This is a genomic window from Paenibacillus sp. FSL H3-0286 (genome assembly GCF_045040705.1).
GTDB lineage: Bacteria > Bacillota > Bacilli > Paenibacillales > Paenibacillaceae > Paenibacillus_AQ > Paenibacillus_AQ odorifer.
In genome coordinates this window covers 687785-706153 of sequence record NZ_CP150285.1, presented here as the reverse complement: position 1 = coordinate 706153, position 18369 = coordinate 687785, and the positions used below count along the sequence as shown (strand labels likewise).

The 18369-nt window shown below is 47.7% G+C and carries 15 protein-coding genes; 4 read left to right on the top strand and 11 right to left on the bottom strand.

Annotated elements, in window-relative coordinates; genetic code table 11:
• Positions 1-63 precede the first annotated feature (63 nt).
• Positions 64-1380 carry a glutamate-1-semialdehyde 2,1-aminomutase gene (locus tag MHB37_RS03100; RefSeq protein ID WP_339189422.1) on the top strand — a complete coding sequence of 439 codons (1317 nt, stop codon included), beginning with the start codon at positions 64-66 and terminating at the stop codon, positions 1378-1380.
• A 568-nt stretch (positions 1381-1948) separates the two neighbouring features.
• Here MHB37_RS03100 and MHB37_RS03095 read toward each other — a convergent pair.
• The 9 genes from MHB37_RS03095 to MHB37_RS03055 form a co-directional block, all read right to left on the bottom strand.
• Positions 1949-2569, bottom strand: a complete 621-nt coding sequence (locus MHB37_RS03095) for a hypothetical protein (RefSeq protein WP_076220196.1) — start codon at positions 2567-2569, stop codon at positions 1949-1951.
• Positions 2570-2739: 170 nt separating this feature from the next.
• Positions 2740-3291, bottom strand: coding sequence for a peptide deformylase (gene def / locus MHB37_RS03090; RefSeq protein WP_036679906.1), 552 nt, complete (start codon positions 3289-3291; stop codon positions 2740-2742).
• A gap of 101 nt (positions 3292-3392) precedes the next feature.
• Positions 3393-4685: a stalk domain-containing protein gene (locus MHB37_RS03085; protein WP_280753250.1), complete on the bottom strand. Its 1293-nt coding sequence runs from the start codon at positions 4683-4685 to the stop codon at positions 3393-3395.
• Between the two features lie 105 nt (positions 4686-4790).
• Positions 4791-5048 carry a hypothetical protein gene (locus tag MHB37_RS03080; RefSeq protein WP_076303431.1) on the bottom strand — a complete coding sequence of 86 codons (258 nt, stop codon included), beginning with the start codon at positions 5046-5048 and terminating at the stop codon, positions 4791-4793.
• 15 nt (positions 5049-5063) lie between these two features.
• Entirely contained in the window at positions 5064-5948 is an 885-nt protein-coding gene (locus MHB37_RS03075) for an inositol monophosphatase family protein (protein WP_036679857.1), read from the bottom strand.
• Between the two features lie 268 nt (positions 5949-6216).
• Positions 6217-7224 carry a UV DNA damage repair endonuclease UvsE gene (uvsE, locus tag MHB37_RS03070; protein ID WP_405168914.1) on the bottom strand — a complete coding sequence of 336 codons (1008 nt, stop codon included), beginning with the start codon at positions 7222-7224 and terminating at the stop codon, positions 6217-6219.
• Positions 7221-7538, bottom strand: a complete 318-nt coding sequence (locus tag MHB37_RS03065) for a hypothetical protein (protein WP_036679853.1) — start codon at positions 7536-7538, stop codon at positions 7221-7223. Before MHB37_RS03065 ends, uvsE begins: the two co-directional genes overlap by 4 nt.
• A 45-nt stretch (positions 7539-7583) precedes the next feature.
• On the bottom strand, positions 7584-8675 hold the full coding sequence (locus MHB37_RS03060; RefSeq protein WP_076130522.1) for a D-alanine--D-alanine ligase: 1092 nt from the start codon (positions 8673-8675) through the stop codon (positions 7584-7586).
• 20 nt (positions 8676-8695) lie between these two features.
• Positions 8696-9727, bottom strand: coding sequence for an amidase domain-containing protein (locus tag MHB37_RS03055; protein ID WP_080742388.1), 1032 nt, complete (start codon positions 9725-9727; stop codon positions 8696-8698).
• 453 nt (positions 9728-10180) lie between these two features.
• On the opposite strand from MHB37_RS03055, the gene acnA reads away from it, so the two are divergent.
• Together acnA and MHB37_RS03045 are read left to right on the top strand one after the other, a co-directional pair.
• Positions 10181-12922: an aconitate hydratase AcnA gene (gene acnA, locus MHB37_RS03050; protein ID WP_038568617.1), complete on the top strand. Its 2742-nt coding sequence runs from the start codon at positions 10181-10183 to the stop codon at positions 12920-12922.
• Between the two features lie 1133 nt (positions 12923-14055).
• A complete protein-coding gene (locus tag MHB37_RS03045; protein ID WP_405168913.1) occupies positions 14056-14307 on the top strand; it encodes a hypothetical protein in 252 nt (83 codons plus the stop codon).
• A gap of 599 nt (positions 14308-14906) precedes the next feature.
• On the opposite strand, the gene MHB37_RS03040 is transcribed toward MHB37_RS03045, so the two are convergent.
• Positions 14907-15650 carry an IclR family transcriptional regulator gene (locus tag MHB37_RS03040; protein ID WP_076124389.1) on the bottom strand — a complete coding sequence of 248 codons (744 nt, stop codon included), beginning with the start codon at positions 15648-15650 and terminating at the stop codon, positions 14907-14909.
• 296 nt (positions 15651-15946) lie between these two features.
• On the opposite strand from MHB37_RS03040, the gene MHB37_RS03035 reads away from it, so the two are divergent.
• On the top strand, positions 15947-16987 hold the full coding sequence (locus MHB37_RS03035) for an alpha/beta hydrolase (RefSeq protein ID WP_139329954.1): 1041 nt from the start codon (positions 15947-15949) through the stop codon (positions 16985-16987).
• Here the strand turns inward: MHB37_RS03035 and MHB37_RS03030 are convergent, their stop codons facing one another.
• Complete coding sequence (locus MHB37_RS03030) at positions 16988-18364, bottom strand: MATE family efflux transporter (protein WP_405168912.1); 1377 nt, start codon at positions 18362-18364, stop codon at positions 16988-16990.
• Between the last annotated feature and the right edge of the window lie 5 nt (positions 18365-18369).

The following is an 18369-nucleotide window of genomic DNA, read 5'->3' as shown; positions in this document are numbered from 1 at the left end:
AACGGAAAACACCGTTGTTCGCCCGTTCCCTTGAGCACCAACAATCGAAAGGATGATCACATTATGAATCGTTCCACATCTGAACAACTTTATCACGAAGCCCTCCAGCATATCGTTGGGGGTGTAAATAGCCCTTCCCGCTCCTTCAAAGCCGTTGGCGGCGGAGCACCTGTATTTATGAAACGCGCCAGTGGATCTCACTTCTGGGATGAAGACGGCAATGAATATATCGATTATCTCCAAGCCTATGGACCGATCATTACCGGCCATGCCCACCCTCATATTACCAAAGCAATTACGACAGCAGCAGAAAATGGTGTTCTTTACGGAACCCCAACCCAGCTCGAAATTAAACTTGCTAAAATGCTAAAAGAAGCCATTCCATCTATGGATAAAGTACGTTTCGTCAATTCCGGAACCGAAGCGGTTATGACAACGATTCGTGTAGCCCGTGCCTATACAAAACGCAGTAAAATCGTAAAATTCGCCGGCTGTTACCACGGCCACTCCGATCTGGTGCTCGTAGCAGCAGGATCCGGACCTTCTACACTTGGCATTCCAGACAGTGCCGGTGTTCCAAGTAGTATCGCCCAGGAAGTAATCACCGTTCCTTTTAATGATCTGGATAGCCTAAAAGAGGCGCTGGAGAAATGGGGCGAAGATGTCGCTGCTGTTATGGTTGAACCGATTGTGGGGAATTTCGGCATGGTGATGCCTAAGCCTGGTTTCCTCGAAGGACTTTGCAAGCTGGCTCACGATAATGGCTCCCTTGTTATTTATGACGAAGTCATTACTGCCTTCCGCTTCCATTATGGTTCTACACAAACCTATGCAGGGCTAGAGAATCATGAGGACATTACTCCTGACCTTACTGCACTTGGCAAAATCATCGGTGGCGGCCTGCCTATCGGCGCTTACGGCGGCCGCAAGCATGTTATGGAACAGGTAGCTCCACTTGGACCGGCATATCAAGCCGGCACAATGGCGGGCAATCCTGCGTCTATCTCTGCAGGGATTGCTTGTTTAGAGGTTCTGAGTGCAGAGGGTGTATACGAAGAAATGGATCGGCTTGCAATCCGCCTCGCCGATGGACTTCAAGCATCTGCAGACCGTCATGGCATTCCACTGACAATCAACCGCATCCGTGGTTCGTTTTCCACTCATTTCTGTAATCATCCGGTTACGAATTATGACGAGGCTCAGGATACAGACGGCGAATTGTTCGCCAGCTTCTTCCGGCATATGCTGAACCGTGGCATTAACCTTGCCCCTTCGAAATACGAAGCTTGGTTCCTGACCACAGCACATACTGATGCAGATATTGATGCTACACTTGTCGCAGCTGAAGAATCCTTCCGCGCTATGGCGGCTGAGAAATAAGATTGTTTTGAAACGGCAGTGCTTCATAAGCTAAAAAAAGCTGAATAGATTAAGGAGCTGTCCCAGTCCCATAAACCGCAAATGTTAAAAGAGCAGCGATTCTCCTATATTGGAGGATCGCTGCTCTGCATTTTTACTCATCCACGGCCTGCCTCTGTAGCTTGTGGCAAGCTTAAGCCAGCTTATCTCAAGCGTCAATTTCTCTAGGGTACGTAACAGGTATCGCCAGACATTCCCGGAGTTTAGTACAAGGGTTAGGGAGCTTGAATAGATAATCAGGGAAATCCTCCCTATAATTTAGCTAATTTAGTGGAAAACAAGGAACTTACCCCGTTTTTTAGGGAGAAAATCCCTAATTCTGTTCATTTACAGAGAATATAGGTTATTTTCAGGGAGTTTTTCCCTAATGGCTCTGTAGCTCACACCGCAAAAAGCTCAAATACACACCGTATATAGTTCTAGGGGTTAAAGAAAGAATCGTTTTGTAAGAGTGTGAGCGATAGTGACCACCTTTATCTATGGATTTCATCCGCTAACAGCGTTTGGAAGTCCAAATATTCTACTGCTCTCATGTAAAATCCACCTGCTTGTCCAACGTAATCTCAGTCATTAACGGTCTTAACATTTGCTCGCTCCCAGGTACCAGTGAAAACTCTACACCCTCCAGATGCTCCGGCAGCGTGGGGGCGACCAAGAATTGCATTTGTGTATGCGCTCCACCTCCATGACCACCATGCGGCTGCACTTCATATTCATTCTCACCCGCCACTTCAAGCGTTAAAGCCGTTCGAAGATGAATATGTCCTACAGCTTCTTTTAAATATTTGATTTCCACAGTAACTATGCTGAAGGCTTCATACTGCATAGCATGCGTAAGTATATACTCGCATTCTTCAACGACCGTCCGCTTCACAATCGGAAGCACTCCCAGCAATAAACCAGGCTCTTCCCAATATTGTCTTCTGGGTACAGTTTCATTCATAAGGTGCAAATGCTGCACAATCTGAGTAGTATTCATCTCGAATCTAGTTGCCCATTCCTCAAGTAGCTTACTATCAGGGGATAATCGTTTCTTGCCTGTTATAGCTTTACGTTCCTGAATCAGACTCAAAATCTGCTCATCAATCTTTTTAACCTCATCATTATATTCGTTGGCGAATCCTCTAATTGGCATTCTGCTCCAGTTCATTTAACGCCCTCCTCTTATTACTAATTTAAATCCATTAATTGTAAGGGTACATCCTTTCGATTGATTTGTAAAATATTTGAAATATCATAATCTTGCCGATAGGTAAAAAAAAAAGCGACCATCAGCTTTACGCTGTAAGGTCGCCCGCTTTTTAATTCAGAGTTACTCTCCTACTCATATAAGTTCCGGATCTCCACGCCCTGAGGCAGCTTAAACGGATTCTCCTTGTTAATTCGGTCATAGAACATAATCCCATCGAGATGGTCTATTTCATGCTGGATGATGATAGCTTGGTAGCCCTTAAATTTAAGGACAACCTCCTTGCCCTCCAGATCATAACCCTTCACCTTCACGGTTTCATACCGAGGTACAAAGCCATGCACGGGACGATCAACGGACAGACAGCCCTCGCTTTCTGGTAAGTACACCATAGACAAGGAGTGGCTTATGATCTTAGGGTTAACCCAAGCATGCTCTACAGCCCGCCCTCTCTCGTCTGTAAGATACATCGCGAACATACGCTTCTCCAGTCCGATTTGATTCGCCGACAGACCTACGCCAGAGCGCAGCTTATATTCTTCGGAAATCTCCGGGTCCTGACTGTTCTTCAGAAATTGAAGCATACATTGCAAAGCCTCACGATCTTCCGCCTGTAATGGAAGCTCCACTGGTTGTGCTACGGTACGAAGTACGGGATGACCCTCCCGCACTATATCATCCATGGTGATGATATATTCAGCATTATATTTTGAACTAGACAATATTCCATCCACCTTTTCCTTACGGGCTTAATTTAATTTCTTATGATGTATAGTATGCAGCTTTATGGATTTATGAAAGCAGTTCGCAGTTTGCTGCTGTAATTAACATCGAATCCAAGTCCTGTCGCCAAAGCGGCAAGGGGTAAGTAGGTTTTGTCCTCCTTGCCTACCTTTTGCAGAAAAGCTGGAGTATCAATAGCCACGTTCTCTCCATTCACCTTAATAAATTTCGAGCCAATGGTGATCACAACGGTTCTTCCACCATACACGATGGTAGCGCTGGAGGTTTTGTTATCCCACTTCCCGCTTGCGCCCACGGCATTTAGAATATCTTTTAGCGCCAAAAAGTTCTGCCCATTTTTAAGGATAGGCTTATTGGGTGTATTCAACTCCACGCCCTTCACTACAATCGACATCGGTACCGATGCAGTAGCCATTGTAGCTACAGTAGGAACGCGATACTCTCCCCATTGTAACTCCGCAAAGACCTTAGCAATAGTCTCGTATCCAAGCTGCGTCGGGTGAAAATCAGTTTGCCCTGCTCCAATAATATGTGTCAGCGAGCCTTCTACCCCGGCAAACTTAGCCGCAACATGAGCTACAAGCACCTTCGCTCCCTCTTGGTTCACGCTTGCAGCTACACTATCCGCTGCTTCCGTAAATTTGCCCGCTGCCGTCATTAATCTGTTGTACATTTGACCAAGCGCAACCTTAGGGGCAGGCTGATATTGATCGGCCAGTATAATCGTCGTTTGCGGACTTACCGCACGAATATTCTCCAGCACTGCCTTCACATTTGTTTGATAATCCGCTAGCCGCTGGTCCAGCTGTGTTTGGAAATCCGCATCCGTCAGCTCCTTGAACTGCAAGAACAGACTGCTTACATCATTCCCACCAATCGTAATGGTAATCAGATCAGCTTCCTTAAGCTCTGCTGCGATCTGCGGAGTTAGCTTCACGAACTGCTCTATTCGTGGATCTGGGAGACCTGCCTGAACTCCTTCAGCAGTAATCACTGAACCATCCTTGATCGCTCCTGTGTAATTACGTAATCCGGCCGTAGTCAGCCCTAGAATACCATAATTAGTAAGTTCACTTCTGCCATGATACCAGCCCTGCTCAAGCAATCTCTCCGCATAGCCGTATGGCTTAGTATTCACGTCCGTCATTCCTGGCTCGTAGCCAGCAGTAATGGAATCACCTAGAGCTACGATGCGAAAGACATCTTGCCCAGAGTCTTGTATTGCAGTCGTGTCAGCCGCATTTGCCGTGCCTGCTCCTACGCTAATCAGCGCAGATAACAAAAGCAGGCTGCTTATGCCAGCTGCCCAAATTTTTTTCCAATTGCCTAGCATCGTATCCCTCCCAAATTGTTCTAATTCCATTCTACCATCCCAGGATAGCAACGCAAAAGAGCGGCCTCCTATATTCAGGAAACCGCCCTCGCAAATCACTGGCTATTATTGGTCTGAATCTTCATCTGACTCTAACTTCTGCCCTGCACGCTCCAGATATTTATCATAACGGTCATCCAGCTCATATCCAATCTTACGATAACGTAATGTTTCTTCCACAATAGGATCGAGCGTAGTCTGAATACGAATTTCATATTTAGGTGAGATTTCCCGGATTTCCTTAGCCGTACGATCGCCTTGTTCCATCTCACCATCTACCAACATTTCGCTCAGCTTGCGTTCCAAATCATCCTTCTCACTCATGCTGTATCGTCCTCCCTAAAGCTTATATCCTGTTGCTTCAGCATTCTTCAGTGACGAAACCAAATATTCGTGAATGTGGCCATTACTTGCTACTACATGGCGTGTACCAATATCATATGAACGTCCTAGGGTATCCGTAATCTTGCCTCCTGATTCAAGTACAAGCAGTACTCCTGCTGCACAGTCCCAAGGGCTTAAGCCCACTTCCCAATAGCCATCTACACGGCCTGCCGCCACATAAGCTAAATGTAGAGCAGCCGCGCCTCCGGCACGAATACCACGAATCTGCGGAAGAATACTTTGCAGTCCTGCCATATTCACAGGTTGTGCAAACTCACGATCCGGCGGAAAGCCCATAGCAATCAGGCTGTCCCCAAAATCAGTCTCCGTAGAGACCGAGGTAGGAACACCGTGCATGTAAGCTCCCTTTCCTTTTTCAGCGACGAACATTTCATCACGAGTCGGATCATAAATAACGCCTACAGTTAGTTCACCGCGAATCACCAATGCTATGGAGACACAGTAAAAAGGAAATCCGTGTACGAAATTAGTCGTACCATCTACAGGATCTACAATCCACAAATATTCATGCTCACGAGCTTCTTCCAATGCAGCGGTAGCCGCTGCTGCTCCCGGGGAAACCCCTTCTTCCCCGAGAATGGCATGGTCGGGAAAATGTGTCAGGATCAGCCTGCGAATCATTTGCTCAACGCCTTTATCAACTTCCGTAACCAGATCTTGTGCTGAAGTTTTTGTATTCAGCTCCTTCACGAGACCCTGTCTGCTCTTTATCCATTCTCCTGCTTTGGCAGCCGCATTAATGGCCACCGCCGTATGTCCCTTGCTTGTTACTACATAGGGTTCACGTTCATTCTTACCCTCTGGATTTAAAGGACTCATATCTTCACTCCACTTTCTTGAACATAATCGCCAATGGCTTTAATTCTAAAGCAATCCTATTCACAATACCGTGCAATACGTCAAAACGTTCCCCAAGTTCCCAAAGTTCCGCCAAAAGAGGACCCAATTCTCACCTGCGAGCATAAATGCCCCAGGTCCATATAAAGACGATAAGCGATTAAAGTTTCATTCAACGTACCCTATTTCAAGTTACATATCAAGTCATGATAGGACCCGTATTCGGGACCTATCTCCTTATTTTCATTGTTTAAGGTTCAATATTCACGCTTGCCCCATTTAATAAGGAAATTCCGTTACCGGCCTCAGCCAGCTCCTTCATAGCCTCCATCAATCCAAATAACGCGCCATCTTTTAGTTTCGCCTCAATCATAACATCGACAGCAGGCGTATCTGCGGCAATACGTTTCAGAAAAGCCAGCAAAGGCGCAGGTTCCACGCCATCCGCATGGCTGCGCGGATCAGACGGGCTGCGCGGACTGGATACATGAATCTTAGGCGGCAAAAGCTCTCCAGAAGGAACGTCCTTCTGTGCTAGCTCGCTTCGCCATGTCTGCAAAATGTCAGGCCACAGCTCCCAAGGGAGCTCTCCTTCATTATTCACCCATTGGTGGTGAATATCCAGCACCATCGGTAATCCTACGCTCTGACTGACTGCCAGTGTCTCCGGAGCTGTAAATGTCTTATCGTCATTCTCCAGCGTTATACGCTCCTGCAGCGCTGCCGGCAGCGCGCGGAAATGCTCCTCGAATCGCTTCGCCGCTACAGGCTTGTCCCCATAAGCTCCGCCAATATGGATATTGTTCTTCGCCATGGCAGGAAGCCCCATAGCAACCAGCATGTCCACATGGTACTGCAAATCCCGTACGGAGTTTATCAGCACCTCCGGACGGGGTGTACTAAGTACTGTAAAGTGATCTGGATGAAAAGAAACACGCAGCCCGTGCTTTTTCACATATTGGCCCACTTCCGCAAATTCCTCGGCGAGCGCCGCAAACGGATTCCAGTCCTGCAAATCCGGATGCGTCGCCAGAGGAATGATTTTGGAAGTGAGACGGTACACCATGATCTCCGAAGCCACATTATGCTTCATCAACCGCAGCGTATTATGCAGATTCATTCTAGCGATGTTCTCCAAACGCCGAAGTGCCGCTTCACGGTCATCCAGCTTCTTAAAAGAGGCCATCGTCATTGTCTTAGATGGGGAGCAGTCTTTGATAACGGTGGACATCGCTACATATCCGAAGCGGACAATCATCCCTGTGCTCCAAAAAACATTTCCTCAGCCAAAGCTGTCTGCACTCTGGACTCTTCTTCATTCAGCTTACGCACAAGCTCCATCTCGACCGCGGTAACCTCATGCCCTTGAAAATTAATCTCTGCAATCGAGGCTGAAATTTTGACAATGGCTACAGCTACGTTCTCAGGGGTGTAAGCAATAACCTTTTGGCCCGTCGGATACACACGAAAGCCTTGCTTCACCATTTTGGTGCGCCCATATTCCAGCAGCTCGTACAGCTCTTGTTCACTCTTGAATTTGCAGACGGAGTTGAATTCTGTTTGAAAACCCATGTTTCTTCTCTCCTTCCAGTCGGGATATTCCCGCTATAGCTTCTATTACTCGTTGTCGTACTTAAGGCCTTGTTTAAAATTATAGCGCTCCAAGGCTAACTCAATCATTCGGTCTAACAGAGCTCTATAAGATACACCCGTCTCACGCCACAATAGCGGATACATGCTGTAAGGAGTGAAACCAGGCATCGTGTTCACTTCGTTAATTAGAATTTTACCATCCGATTTTCGCAAGAAGAAGTCTGCCCGGGTAATTCCACTGCCCTCAATCGCTCGAAAAGCAACTATCGCGGACTCCCGCAAACGATCGGCCACTTCAGAATCCACTGGTGCAGGAATCATCATTTGCGATTTGCCGTCCGTATATTTGGCTGCGTAATCATAATATTCACCAGAAGAAACGATTTCACCCGGAACAGAGGCTTCTGGTTCATCATTTCCAAGCACGCCAACCTCTACCTCACGCGCATCCACAAACTCCTCAATAATAACTTTGGTATCATAGCGGAAAGCAAAATCAATGGCTTTTACAAGACTATCCTTATCGGCAGCCTTAGAAATACCTACACTTGAGCCTAGATTGGCAGGCTTCACGAATACCGGATACCCCAGTTTATCCTCTACACCAACAATCAACTCATGACGTTTTCTTTTCCAAGCGCTGATGTTGAAATAACAAAACTCGCATTGATCCAGACCGGCATCAGCGAACAGCTTCTTCATGACCACCTTATCCATACCTGCCGAAGAGGCAAGAACACCAGCACCGATGTAAGGAATATTCGCCATTTCGAACAACCCTTGAATCGTTCCGTCCTCACCATACGTGCCGTGCAGCAGCGGGAACATTACGTCCACTGTTTGGTCAGCACCGGATAATCCACTAAATACCACGTTCAGGGCTGTGCCCATATCTTCGGTCGCTTCTGCAAGCTTGAGCTGCTCCACTTGGCTGTAAGGCGCTGATAACTTCTCTCCAACCTTCCACAATCCCTGTTTTGAAATGTAAAAAGGTATAATCTCATATTTATCATAATCAAATGAGTTCATCACGGCAAAAGCCGTCTGTAGCGATACCTCATGTTCTCCTGATTTGCCCCCGTACACCAGCCCTACGGTTAGTTTTGCGTTCCCCATTCCCTTAACCTCTTTCTGTACTATAAGTAGTCGTTAATATGAAAAAAACGGTATTTCGTTTGATCAGTCCATGCGTAGGAATCACGATAATCCCAATACCGATGACGGCTGCTAACGGTACGTGCATTCACAAGCGGCATGCCTCCTGCATCAAAAGCTGTGACGATTGTGCTGTGCTGATACTGCCCGTTGCCATCCCAGTCATATTGAATGATATCGCCCAGCATCAATTGCTCCGGCCGCTCCATGACTTCCGCACGCAAGCCACTGCTCCGACTTCCGCTCAAATAGCGTTGCAGACTGTCTGATACAGCCCAGCTATAGCTCCACCATTCTTGTTTGCCTTGGTAACCTTTGTACCACCAGCCCGTTTCTCTTTTACCAGTATAGTTGATAGGTGCTCCCCCTGCAAAGAGACATTGGGAGACATAATTTGTGCAATCCACCTCGAAGGTTTCGAACTCCGGATTGCCGTCTTTCCACCAGCGGTCGGCATACGCCACAGCTTCTTCACGGTTATAACGAACCTCTCTTGAACCTGCAATTTCTCCGAGGACATTCCGGTTTAGCAGGGGCTGTGATGGCAGCGGTGCCGGCAAAGCCTCTCCCCATTTGGATAGTCTGCCCGATAGCTCTACCTCTGCCCGATGAACCGTATTTCTTTCAGGGACACTTCGTTCCACACCAGCAATCTCCCAGCCCCCACCGTCCCGTACAAAGGTCAGCCGCTCCAGCTCGATAATATCCTCGCGGTGGTTAACACCGCCTTTTTCATAATAAAGCGCACTATGCAGTGTAACCTCTGCTACTACCTCAGTCGGAGTCTGCCGGACGGTCCGCAAAGTCTTAACCCCTGTCTCTCCGCGCAAAGGAGTTATCCCACGTTCTTTATACCACTCCGCAAGACGTCTTGAACGCTCCCCTTGTTCTACCAGAAAACGCGGATCCTTAACGGATACGGAAACGGTATGCGATGATGACTTAGGCTCCACCCTGGCCTTATTCACTTGATCAACATATACATAAAGACTTTGCTTCCACTGTTGTTCCATTATACTCGCGCCCCTTCTTTCCCTTTTAACTGCTGTTCTATGTATATGAAAGGAAACAGGCCGCTATACAGATCGGTTGAATAGTTAAGGATGTTTCAGGCAAAAACTCTAACCCCAAGTCCGACATCTCAATCCAACATCGACAACGAGGACCCTATCACCTAATGACTGAGGAAGAGAAATTCAGTGTGTATTTCGCCTAATAATTAAGTAAAACCAAGGATTCCGGTGAATTCTTTCGTATTATCTCCTTTAAATGGCTCTTTTTGAGGTAAAAAGAATATCCCGAAACGATACAATGTAACAATGGAAGGGTAGCTTGGCATTTTCTCAGGCATAATTCGGGCTTTAGATGTAGGAAAAAAAACTTTACTCCCCACTTTGTAACCGTTATAATTAAGCTAGAAGCAATTTGAAATTGGGTTTCATTAGACGAAACAAGGAGGCGCATATATGCCAAGCAAGGATCATTTTTCATTGGCTCGGACCCTGGAATCAGGCGGCAAATCTTATCGCTATTATGATCTGAAGTCCCTTGAGGAACAAGGATTGGGCTCTATTTCTTCCCTGCCTTTTTCGATCAAAGTCCTACTAGAGGCTGCTGTACGTCAGTTTGACGGACGGGCAATTACTGAAGAACATGTGAAACAACTGGCCGATTGGTCAGGTGACATTGACCGTAATAAAGAAATTCCATTTATCCCTGCTCGTATCGTGCTTCAGGATTTCACCGGAGTTCCGGTAGTCGTGGATCTCGCAGCTATGCGTGATACTGTAAAAAAAGCCGGAGGAGATCCTAAACAGATCAATCCGCTTGTCCCGGTTGACCTTGTAATTGACCACTCTGTCATGGTTGATGCTTTCGGTACAGCAGACGCCTTGGAATACAATATGAACGTTGAGTTCGAACGCAACGAGGAGCGTTACCGTTTCCTTCGTTGGGCACAGACAGCTTTTAACAACTTCCGTGCAGTTCCACCAGCAACAGGTATCGTGCACCAGGTAAATCTAGAGTATTTAGCTTCCGTTGCCACTACTAAAACTATCGATGGTGAAACTGTCGTTTATCCAGATTCCCTTGTAGGAACGGATTCCCATACCACGATGATCAATGGTCTGGGTGTTGTGGGCTGGGGTGTAGGCGGTATTGAGGCTGAAGCAGGAATGCTTGGACAACCGCTCTATTTTGTTACACCTGATGTAGTGGGCTTCAAGCTTACAGGCAGCCTTATCGAAGGAGCTACAGCAACGGATTTGGCACTGACAGTAACTGAAATGTTGCGTAAAAAGGGTGTAGTCGGCAAATTCGTCGAATTCTACGGACCTGGCCTTGCTAACATCAGTCTGGCTGACCGGGCAACTGTTGCCAACATGGCGCCAGAATACGGAGCAACTATCGGTTTCTTCCCTGTAGATGACGAGACACTCGCTTATCTTCGCAGCACGGGCCGTCCGGATGATCTGGTGGCGTTGGTTGAATCTTATTACAAAGCACAAGGGATGTTCCGTACCTCGGATACGCCAGACCCTGAGTTCAGCGATGTGATTGAGCTTGACTTAGCTTCTGTCGTTCCTAGCTTGGCTGGACCAAAACGTCCACAAGACCGGATCGAACTTACGCATATGAAGGAAAATTTCGAAGGTATTATCCGTACACCTGTAGACAAAGGCGGTTATGGTCTCAGCGATGAGAAAATCGCTCAAGTCGTAGAAGTACAGCACAAAAATGATACTACCAGCAAGCTCAGCACAGGCGCAGTCGTAATCGCAGCTATTACTAGCTGTACGAATACTTCCAACCCTAGCGTTATGCTTGGAGCAGGTCTTTTGGCGAAAAAAGCTGTGGAACGTGGTCTGACCAAACCAGCTTACGTTAAGAGCAGCTTGACACCAGGATCCTTGGTGGTTACTGAATACCTGCAAAAAGCAGACTTGCTGAAACCACTCGAAGCATTGGGCTTCTACTTGGCTGGTTATGGCTGTGCCACTTGTATCGGTAACTCCGGTCCATTGCCTGAAGAAGTTAGTCAAGCCATTACTGACAATGACATGACCGTAGCCGCAGTCATCTCCGGTAACCGGAACTTTGAAGGCCGCGTACATGCTCAGGTAAAAGCAAACTACTTGGCTTCACCACCGCTCGTAGTTGCTTACGCACTGGCTGGTACAGTAAATATCGATTTGCAAACTGAGCCACTTGGATTTGATCCGCAAGGTGAGCCAGTATTCCTGAAAGATATCTGGCCAACCACTGCTGAAATTCGTGAAGCCATTGGTCTCTCCCTTAGTCCGGAGATGTTCCGTAGCAAATACGAAAATGTATTCACCGCTAACGAACGTTGGAATTCGATTCCTGTTCCGCAAGGCGAGCTGTATGAGTGGGATGATAATTCCACGTACATCCAGAATCCGCCATTCTTCGAACATCTGGCAGACGGTCTGGGAGACATTAAGGATATCAAAGATGCACGCGTTCTAGCGCTGCTTGCTGATTCCGTGACAACCGACCATATCTCACCAGCGGGTAATATCTCTACCTCTGGTCCTGCTGGCGAATATTTGCGCGATCATGGTGTAGAACGTGCAGACTTCAACTCCTACGGCTCACGCCGCGGAAACCACGAAGTCATGATGCGCGGTACGTTCGCTAACATTCGGATTCGTAACGCAGTAGCTCCTGGTACAGAAGGCGGCGTTACTACCTTCTTGCCAAGCGACGAGGTTATGTCCATCTATGATGCTTCCATGCTCTATCAGGATGCTGGACAAAATCTGATCGTCATCGCTGGTAAGGAGTATGGAACAGGAAGCTCACGTGACTGGGCGGCTAAGGGTACGCTTCTGCTTGGCGTTAAAGCAGTTATCGCTGAGAGCTTTGAGCGGATTCACCGCAGCAATCTGGTCGGTATGGGTGTACTCCCACTTCAATTCCAAGAAGGCCACGGCTGGAGCAGCTTGGGACTGACCGGACGCGAGACCTTCAACATTACTGGTCTCGATAACAACGTGGCACCAAGTCAAGAGCTAACTGTCACGGCTACCCGTGAAGACGGCACACAATTCGATTTCCCTGTCATTGCAAGACTCGACAGCACAGTCGATATTGATTACTATCGCAATGGCGGTATCCTGCAGACTGTTCTTCGCCAGATGCTGGCAGATGCTACAGACTCTTCCGCGGTGTCGGTAGAATAGATTTAAAGTAACTTAAAAAGGGACTGTTTCACGGCCATGAGTGGCTGTGAGCAGTCCCTTTTTCATGGGGTGGTTCCAGCAGCCAATTTGTGGCGGGTGGGGTGCCACTGTCTGTTGTCTTTGGGATCTTCACCATTGCTGCGTGAGGCTCAGGGGACATTTAGGATTCCGCGCGCCTCAGGGGACGCCTAGGATTCCATGCTATCGGACTCAGATGACTCTATTCGCTCGATTATCCGACTTTTGGCGCGCGATCGGACTCAGATGACTCTAAATGAACAAATTTACGAATTTTGGCGTGCGATCGGACTCCATAGTCGCTATTGGCATAAAAAACACGCTGAATGAGCCCATTTTTGCTTAATAGCTGCACTGGAGTCCGAAACTACGACAAAATGGCTTTAAATTCGCAAATAGCGTCCCTTGAGTCCGAACGCCTCAGGGAACCCTAGGATTCCGCGCTATCGGACTCAGATGACCCTATACGCTCTATTATCCAACTTTTGGCGTGCGATCGGACTCCATAGTCGCTATTGGCATAAAAAACATACTAAAGATTCCCGTTTTGGTCGAATAGCTGCATTGGGGTCCGAAGCTACGACAAAATGGCTGTCAATTCGCAAATAGTGTCCCCTGAGTCCGCACGTCTCAGGGGACACTTAGGATTCCGCGCTATCGGACTCAGATGACCCTATACGCTCTATTATCCGACTTTTGGCGTGCGATCGGACTCCATAGTCGCTATTGGCATGAAAAACACGCTGAATGAGCCCATTTTTGCTTAATAGCTGCACTGGAGTCCGAAACTCTGCCCAAAAGGCTTTAAATGGGCAAATAGCGTCTTCTGAGTCCGGAAGCCTCAGGGGACGCTTAGGATTCCGCGCTATCGGACTCAGATGACCCTATACACTCTATTATCCGACTTATGGCGTGCGATCGGACTCCATAGTCGCTATTGACATGAAAAACACGCTACAGGAGCCCATTTTTTCCGAATAGCTGCACTGGGGTCCGAAACTCTGCCAAAAAGGCTTTAAATGGGCAAATAGCGTCTTCTGAGTCCGGAAGCCTCAGGGAATATCTAAATAACAACCCGAGATTACTTGTGTACGAGTTATGAGATACGTGGGTTCGTGGGTTCGTGGGTTCGTGGGTTCGTGGGTTCGTGGGTTCGCGGGTTCGCGGGTTCGCTGGTTCATGGATTTGTGAGTTCATTGGCTCGTGGGTTCGTTGGCTCGTGGGTTCGTTGGCTCGTAAGTTCGTTGGCTCGTAGGTTCGTGAGTTCACTGGCTCGTGAGTTCATTGGCTCGTGGGTTCGTGGGTTCGTGGGTTCGTGGGTTCGCGGGTTCGCGGGTTCGCGGATTTGTGAGTTCATTGGTTCGTAAGTTCATTAGTTCGTAGGTTCGTAGGTTCGTAGGTTCGTTGGCTCGTAGGTTCGTTGGCTCGCGGGTTCGTTGGCTTGTTGGCTCGTAGGTTCGTGGGTTCGTGGGTTCGTGGGTTCGTGGGTTCGTAGGTTCGTGGGTTCGTTGGCTCGTAGGATCGTTGGCTCGTAGGTTCGCGGTGGATTCTCTACCCTCCCGTCCTTCCATCCTCCCGCCCCTCCGTCCCTCTGCCTATCTAGACTCGGGGTTCTAACTCTCTAGACTCAGCATTACGAGTTACTGAGGCTTCCAAAGAAACGTATATTCACTGAAGCTCACCAAACCAACGCAAGGTAGGGAGCCGTTAGCCATTAGCTAGCCATTAGCTAGCCGTCAGTTAGCTGTTGATTACCCATCAGTTACCCATCAATTATCCATCAGTCACTCATCAGTCACCCATCAGTCACTCATCAGTCAACCAGCAATTATCCATCAGTTGCCCATCGTTTCCTGCCACTTACCCACAATCGACTAAGCCCTCCCCAAAACAGCAAAGCAGCGATCCTCCAGTAACGGAGAGATCGCTGCTTTGCTGTTTAACAAGGTATGTCTCAGCCAGCGAATTAAGGAATCATCATGCCCATTTCACTAGCCGCTTCCTTCAGTACCGCGGCATATTCCACTAGCGTATCTCGGGATAGGCGACTAACTGGGCCGGACAGTGATAACGCCGCGATCACATTTCCACCGCGGCCCGTAACAGGCACCGCCACCGCGGCCGCGCCGGGCTCGCGTTCCTCGAAACTAGTGGCATATCCGAGCCGGATAATGTCATTAAGCTGCTCTTGATAGACATCCTTCTCAACGTAGTCCGGCCATCCCGAACTCTCCAGCAATTCTTTCAGCACCTCTGGAGGAGCATAGGCTGCCAGCACTTTACTTGATGCGCCCACAGATAAAGGCAATCTCGCACCGATCTGCGCCACTCGCCGGATGGCCTGCTGGCTCTGAACCGCCTGAATCCGCACACGTTCTATGCCGTCGCGTAAGTATAAACTAACGGTCTCCCCTAACCGATCCCGCAGCCGTTCCATTGACGGCAATAATACCGCGGCCGACTCATCAAAAGCAGGCAAATGCGTAGACAATTCCCAAATTCGTATACCCAAGCTGTATTTCTCAGTGGCCGGATTACGAATGAGGAAGCCCTTTTCCTCCAAGGTTGCCAGCAGCCGATGGACGGTACTTTTATGTAAATCAATCTTTGAAGCGATCTCCGTCAACCCTAAATCTCTGTCCTGCGTAAAACAAAGCAATATATCAAGCGCACGTTCTACCGCACGCACTGTAAGCTTTCGGTCCTCCATGACAATCTCCCCCTCGTGTTTCATCAAATGAAACTCGGTTACATTATAACTAACTCTATCTTAGTGCAAAACTCTATGGAAAGTCCAGTATATTCACTCCGCCGGAGTTGTGCCAAAAATGTGCCGGAAAAGGTTGGGCCGCACTTTACAGTTACATTACAAAAGCGTCTAATTCATTGACTTTGTAAGGGCTTTTTCATACGATTAACATATTAAATTATCTACTGATGCTTTAGAATCATTTTTACAAATTCTTCTAGGCACTAGTACTCACATCATTCTTAGGAGGGGACCATATGGATCTGGCAACTCGCCAAACCGGCACAACCGTCTCCCGTCGACCTAAACTACCTAAACAAGGCAGTTCGTCCCGGCTATCGCTGCGGATGATTCGTGTGAAGCATATTATCGTTGCACTGCTATTATCTATTTTTTTCTTCTTAGCCTTCTGCTTTGTCTCACTTCATGGCTATATCGCCTGGGTATTATCTAATCCAACGGTCGCACCTCTGTATTCCAATCCCATGCAGGCCAAAGGTCTCGCATACGAGGATGTGACGTTTCCAGCTAAAGATGGAAGTCGGATGATGAGCGGCTGGTATATTCCCTCCGAAGGGGCTACCAAAACTATCGTGTTCAGCCATGGCTATGGCGCCAACCGGGAAGAATCTTGGGTACCTATGTACGATCTCGCTCACTATGCACACAGTCTTAATTTCAATGTCGTGATGTTTGATTACGGTTTTGCTGCCCAAGGCAACAAGGATATTGCAACCGGAGGTAAAAAAGAGTCCCAGCAGCTTCTAGGCGCTATTGATTTTGCTAAGGAACGTGGAGCTGAGGAGTTAGTGGTATGGGGCTTCTCCATGGGAGCTGGCACAGCACTGCAAACAGGATTAGTATCAGAGGACATTGACGCGATGATTCTGGACAGCACCTTTTTGTTAGAGCCAGATACGCTGTATCATAATATTAAGCAAAATATTGATCTGCCCCGCCAGCCTTCCCTGGCGATTATGGAAATGCTGTTCCCAGTTCTGAACGGTACGGGGCTGAATCAAATTCCTTATGCGAAGGTCAAATCCGAAGATTATCCTTTCCCTATTCTACTCATGCATGGAACCGAAGATGATAAAGCTCCTTATCCTATTGCCGAAAAGCTGGCCGCGAACCAAAGCAATCCGTTCTCAGATTCCTGGGTCGTAGAGGGCAGCCATCATGAATTGCTGTTCCGTGAGCACCCGCGTGAGTATTTGCGGCGAGTCTCTGCTTTCTTAGGAAATGTTCAACTAGCCAAAACCTACAATGGCAACCAGCCGGCGATGGCAAGTAACTAGTTAAGCACTACAATCCGCCTCTGTCCCCTGATGGGTCAGTTGCTTCAACCATTTACCACGGCGAAAACGCACGTAACCTATAACCAATCGAACAGCCTCTTCCAGGGACAGAAAGAAGTATACCCAGGGAAGAGGCTGTTTCCATCCCCATGACAACAGTAGCCCTAGAGGCACCCCAAGCAACCAAGTTGTGGAGGCTTCCATAATAAAGACGAATTTACTATCGCCACCACTCTGCAGGATCCCTCCCGCAATCATCATATTGCCCACCTTTATCCATAAAAAAAGAGCAAAAAAGCAGATAACGGAAGTGACCATTCGGCGCTCTTCCACTGTTAAGTTAAAGGCTGAGACGTAGAGCGGGGCAAGAACAGCAATAAGAACACCAAGCAGCAATGAAATCCCTACTCCTATTCGAACAAAAAAACGAGCATACTGAAAAGCACCTGCATTATTATTCTCTCCCAGCTTATGTCCGACCATAATGCCAGCTGCACCAGAAAGCCCTGCCAGAAGCCCAATCGTCAACCCCTGCAGCGGAAAGGTCACTGTCATAGCGGTCATCTCCGCTGTGCCCATACGGCTATATATTACGGAATAACAAGCCTCCCCTAAGACCCAAACCAATTCCGTTAAAACAATAGGCGCTATCGTTCTTAAAAAAGGTATGCACAGCGCTTTCGAAAACGAACTGAGTTCCTTAATACCTCCGGCACCCGGCAGCTTTCCACGATATACGGCTCCGACAATCAAGGCACTTTCGACTATACGTGAGATTAACGTTGCATATGCCGCACCTGCAAGTCCAAGCTCTGGAAATTCCCAATGCCCATAAATAAGCGCATAGTTTAAAATAATATTCATTCCTACAGCAGCTATGCTAACAATCATTGGATACTTTACATGTCCTGAACTTCGTAGAACCGCCGAATAGAGCATCGTCAACATCGTTGGAATATAACTGAGGGCAACGATTTTCAGAAAAATGTACCCATTCTCCAACACTTCTTTATCCGTTGTAAAAATAGACAGACATAGCCGAGGGTTGAAAAAAACAAATATCGTAAATGAACCCGACAAGATCAGGCCAATTCCAAGACTTAATCCCAGTAGTGGTGTGATGCTCTTTCGGTCTTTACTCCCCCAATATTGAGCCGCGTATATAGCAAGACCCGTAGCAAGACCCGCCAGTACCACTGAAATCACGCTATAGATTTTACTAGCCATCCCAACCGAAGCGATTGCTACACCCCCAAGCTGCCCTACCATCAATTGATCTACTAAATACAGCACCGCCATGACTAGACTTTGGAGGGATATCGGTACCGCTAATTTTAAAAGCTGATTATAAAATTGCTTCTTCTCAAGCTTGTTCATACCCT

What these genes read in the sequence shown, in the direction of transcription:
- MHB37_RS03085 (WP_280753250.1), bottom strand. Translation starts at nt 4,685, where the DNA reads ATGCTAGGCAATTGGAAAAAAATTTGGGCAGCTGGCATAAGCAGCCTG.
- MHB37_RS03075 (WP_036679857.1), bottom strand. Translation starts at nt 5,948, where the DNA reads ATGAGTCCTTTAAATCCAGAGGGTAAGAATGAACGTGAACCCTATGTA.
- uvsE (WP_405168914.1), bottom strand. Translation starts at nt 7,224, where the DNA reads ATGATTGTCCGCTTCGGATATGTAGCGATGTCCACCGTTATCAAAGAC.
- acnA (WP_038568617.1), top strand. Translation starts at nt 10,181, where the DNA reads ATGCCAAGCAAGGATCATTTTTCATTGGCTCGGACCCTGGAATCAGGC.
- MHB37_RS03100 (WP_339189422.1), top strand. Translation starts at nt 64, where the DNA reads ATGAATCGTTCCACATCTGAACAACTTTATCACGAAGCCCTCCAGCAT.
- MHB37_RS03080 (WP_076303431.1), bottom strand. Translation starts at nt 5,048, where the DNA reads ATGAGTGAGAAGGATGATTTGGAACGCAAGCTGAGCGAAATGTTGGTA.
- def (WP_036679906.1), bottom strand. Translation starts at nt 3,291, where the DNA reads ATGGATGATATAGTGCGGGAGGGTCATCCCGTACTTCGTACCGTAGCA.
- MHB37_RS03065 (WP_036679853.1), bottom strand. Translation starts at nt 7,538, where the DNA reads ATGGGTTTTCAAACAGAATTCAACTCCGTCTGCAAATTCAAGAGTGAA.
- MHB37_RS03055 (WP_080742388.1), bottom strand. Translation starts at nt 9,727, where the DNA reads ATGGAACAACAGTGGAAGCAAAGTCTTTATGTATATGTTGATCAAGTG.
- MHB37_RS03030 (WP_405168912.1), bottom strand. Translation starts at nt 18,364, where the DNA reads ATGAACAAGCTTGAGAAGAAGCAATTTTATAATCAGCTTTTAAAATTA.
- MHB37_RS03095 (WP_076220196.1), bottom strand. Translation starts at nt 2,569, where the DNA reads ATGAACTGGAGCAGAATGCCAATTAGAGGATTCGCCAACGAATATAAT.
- MHB37_RS03035 (WP_139329954.1), top strand. Translation starts at nt 15,947, where the DNA reads ATGGATCTGGCAACTCGCCAAACCGGCACAACCGTCTCCCGTCGACCT.
- MHB37_RS03040 (WP_076124389.1), bottom strand. Translation starts at nt 15,650, where the DNA reads ATGGAGGACCGAAAGCTTACAGTGCGTGCGGTAGAACGTGCGCTTGAT.
- MHB37_RS03060 (WP_076130522.1), bottom strand. Translation starts at nt 8,675, where the DNA reads ATGGGGAACGCAAAACTAACCGTAGGGCTGGTGTACGGGGGCAAATCA.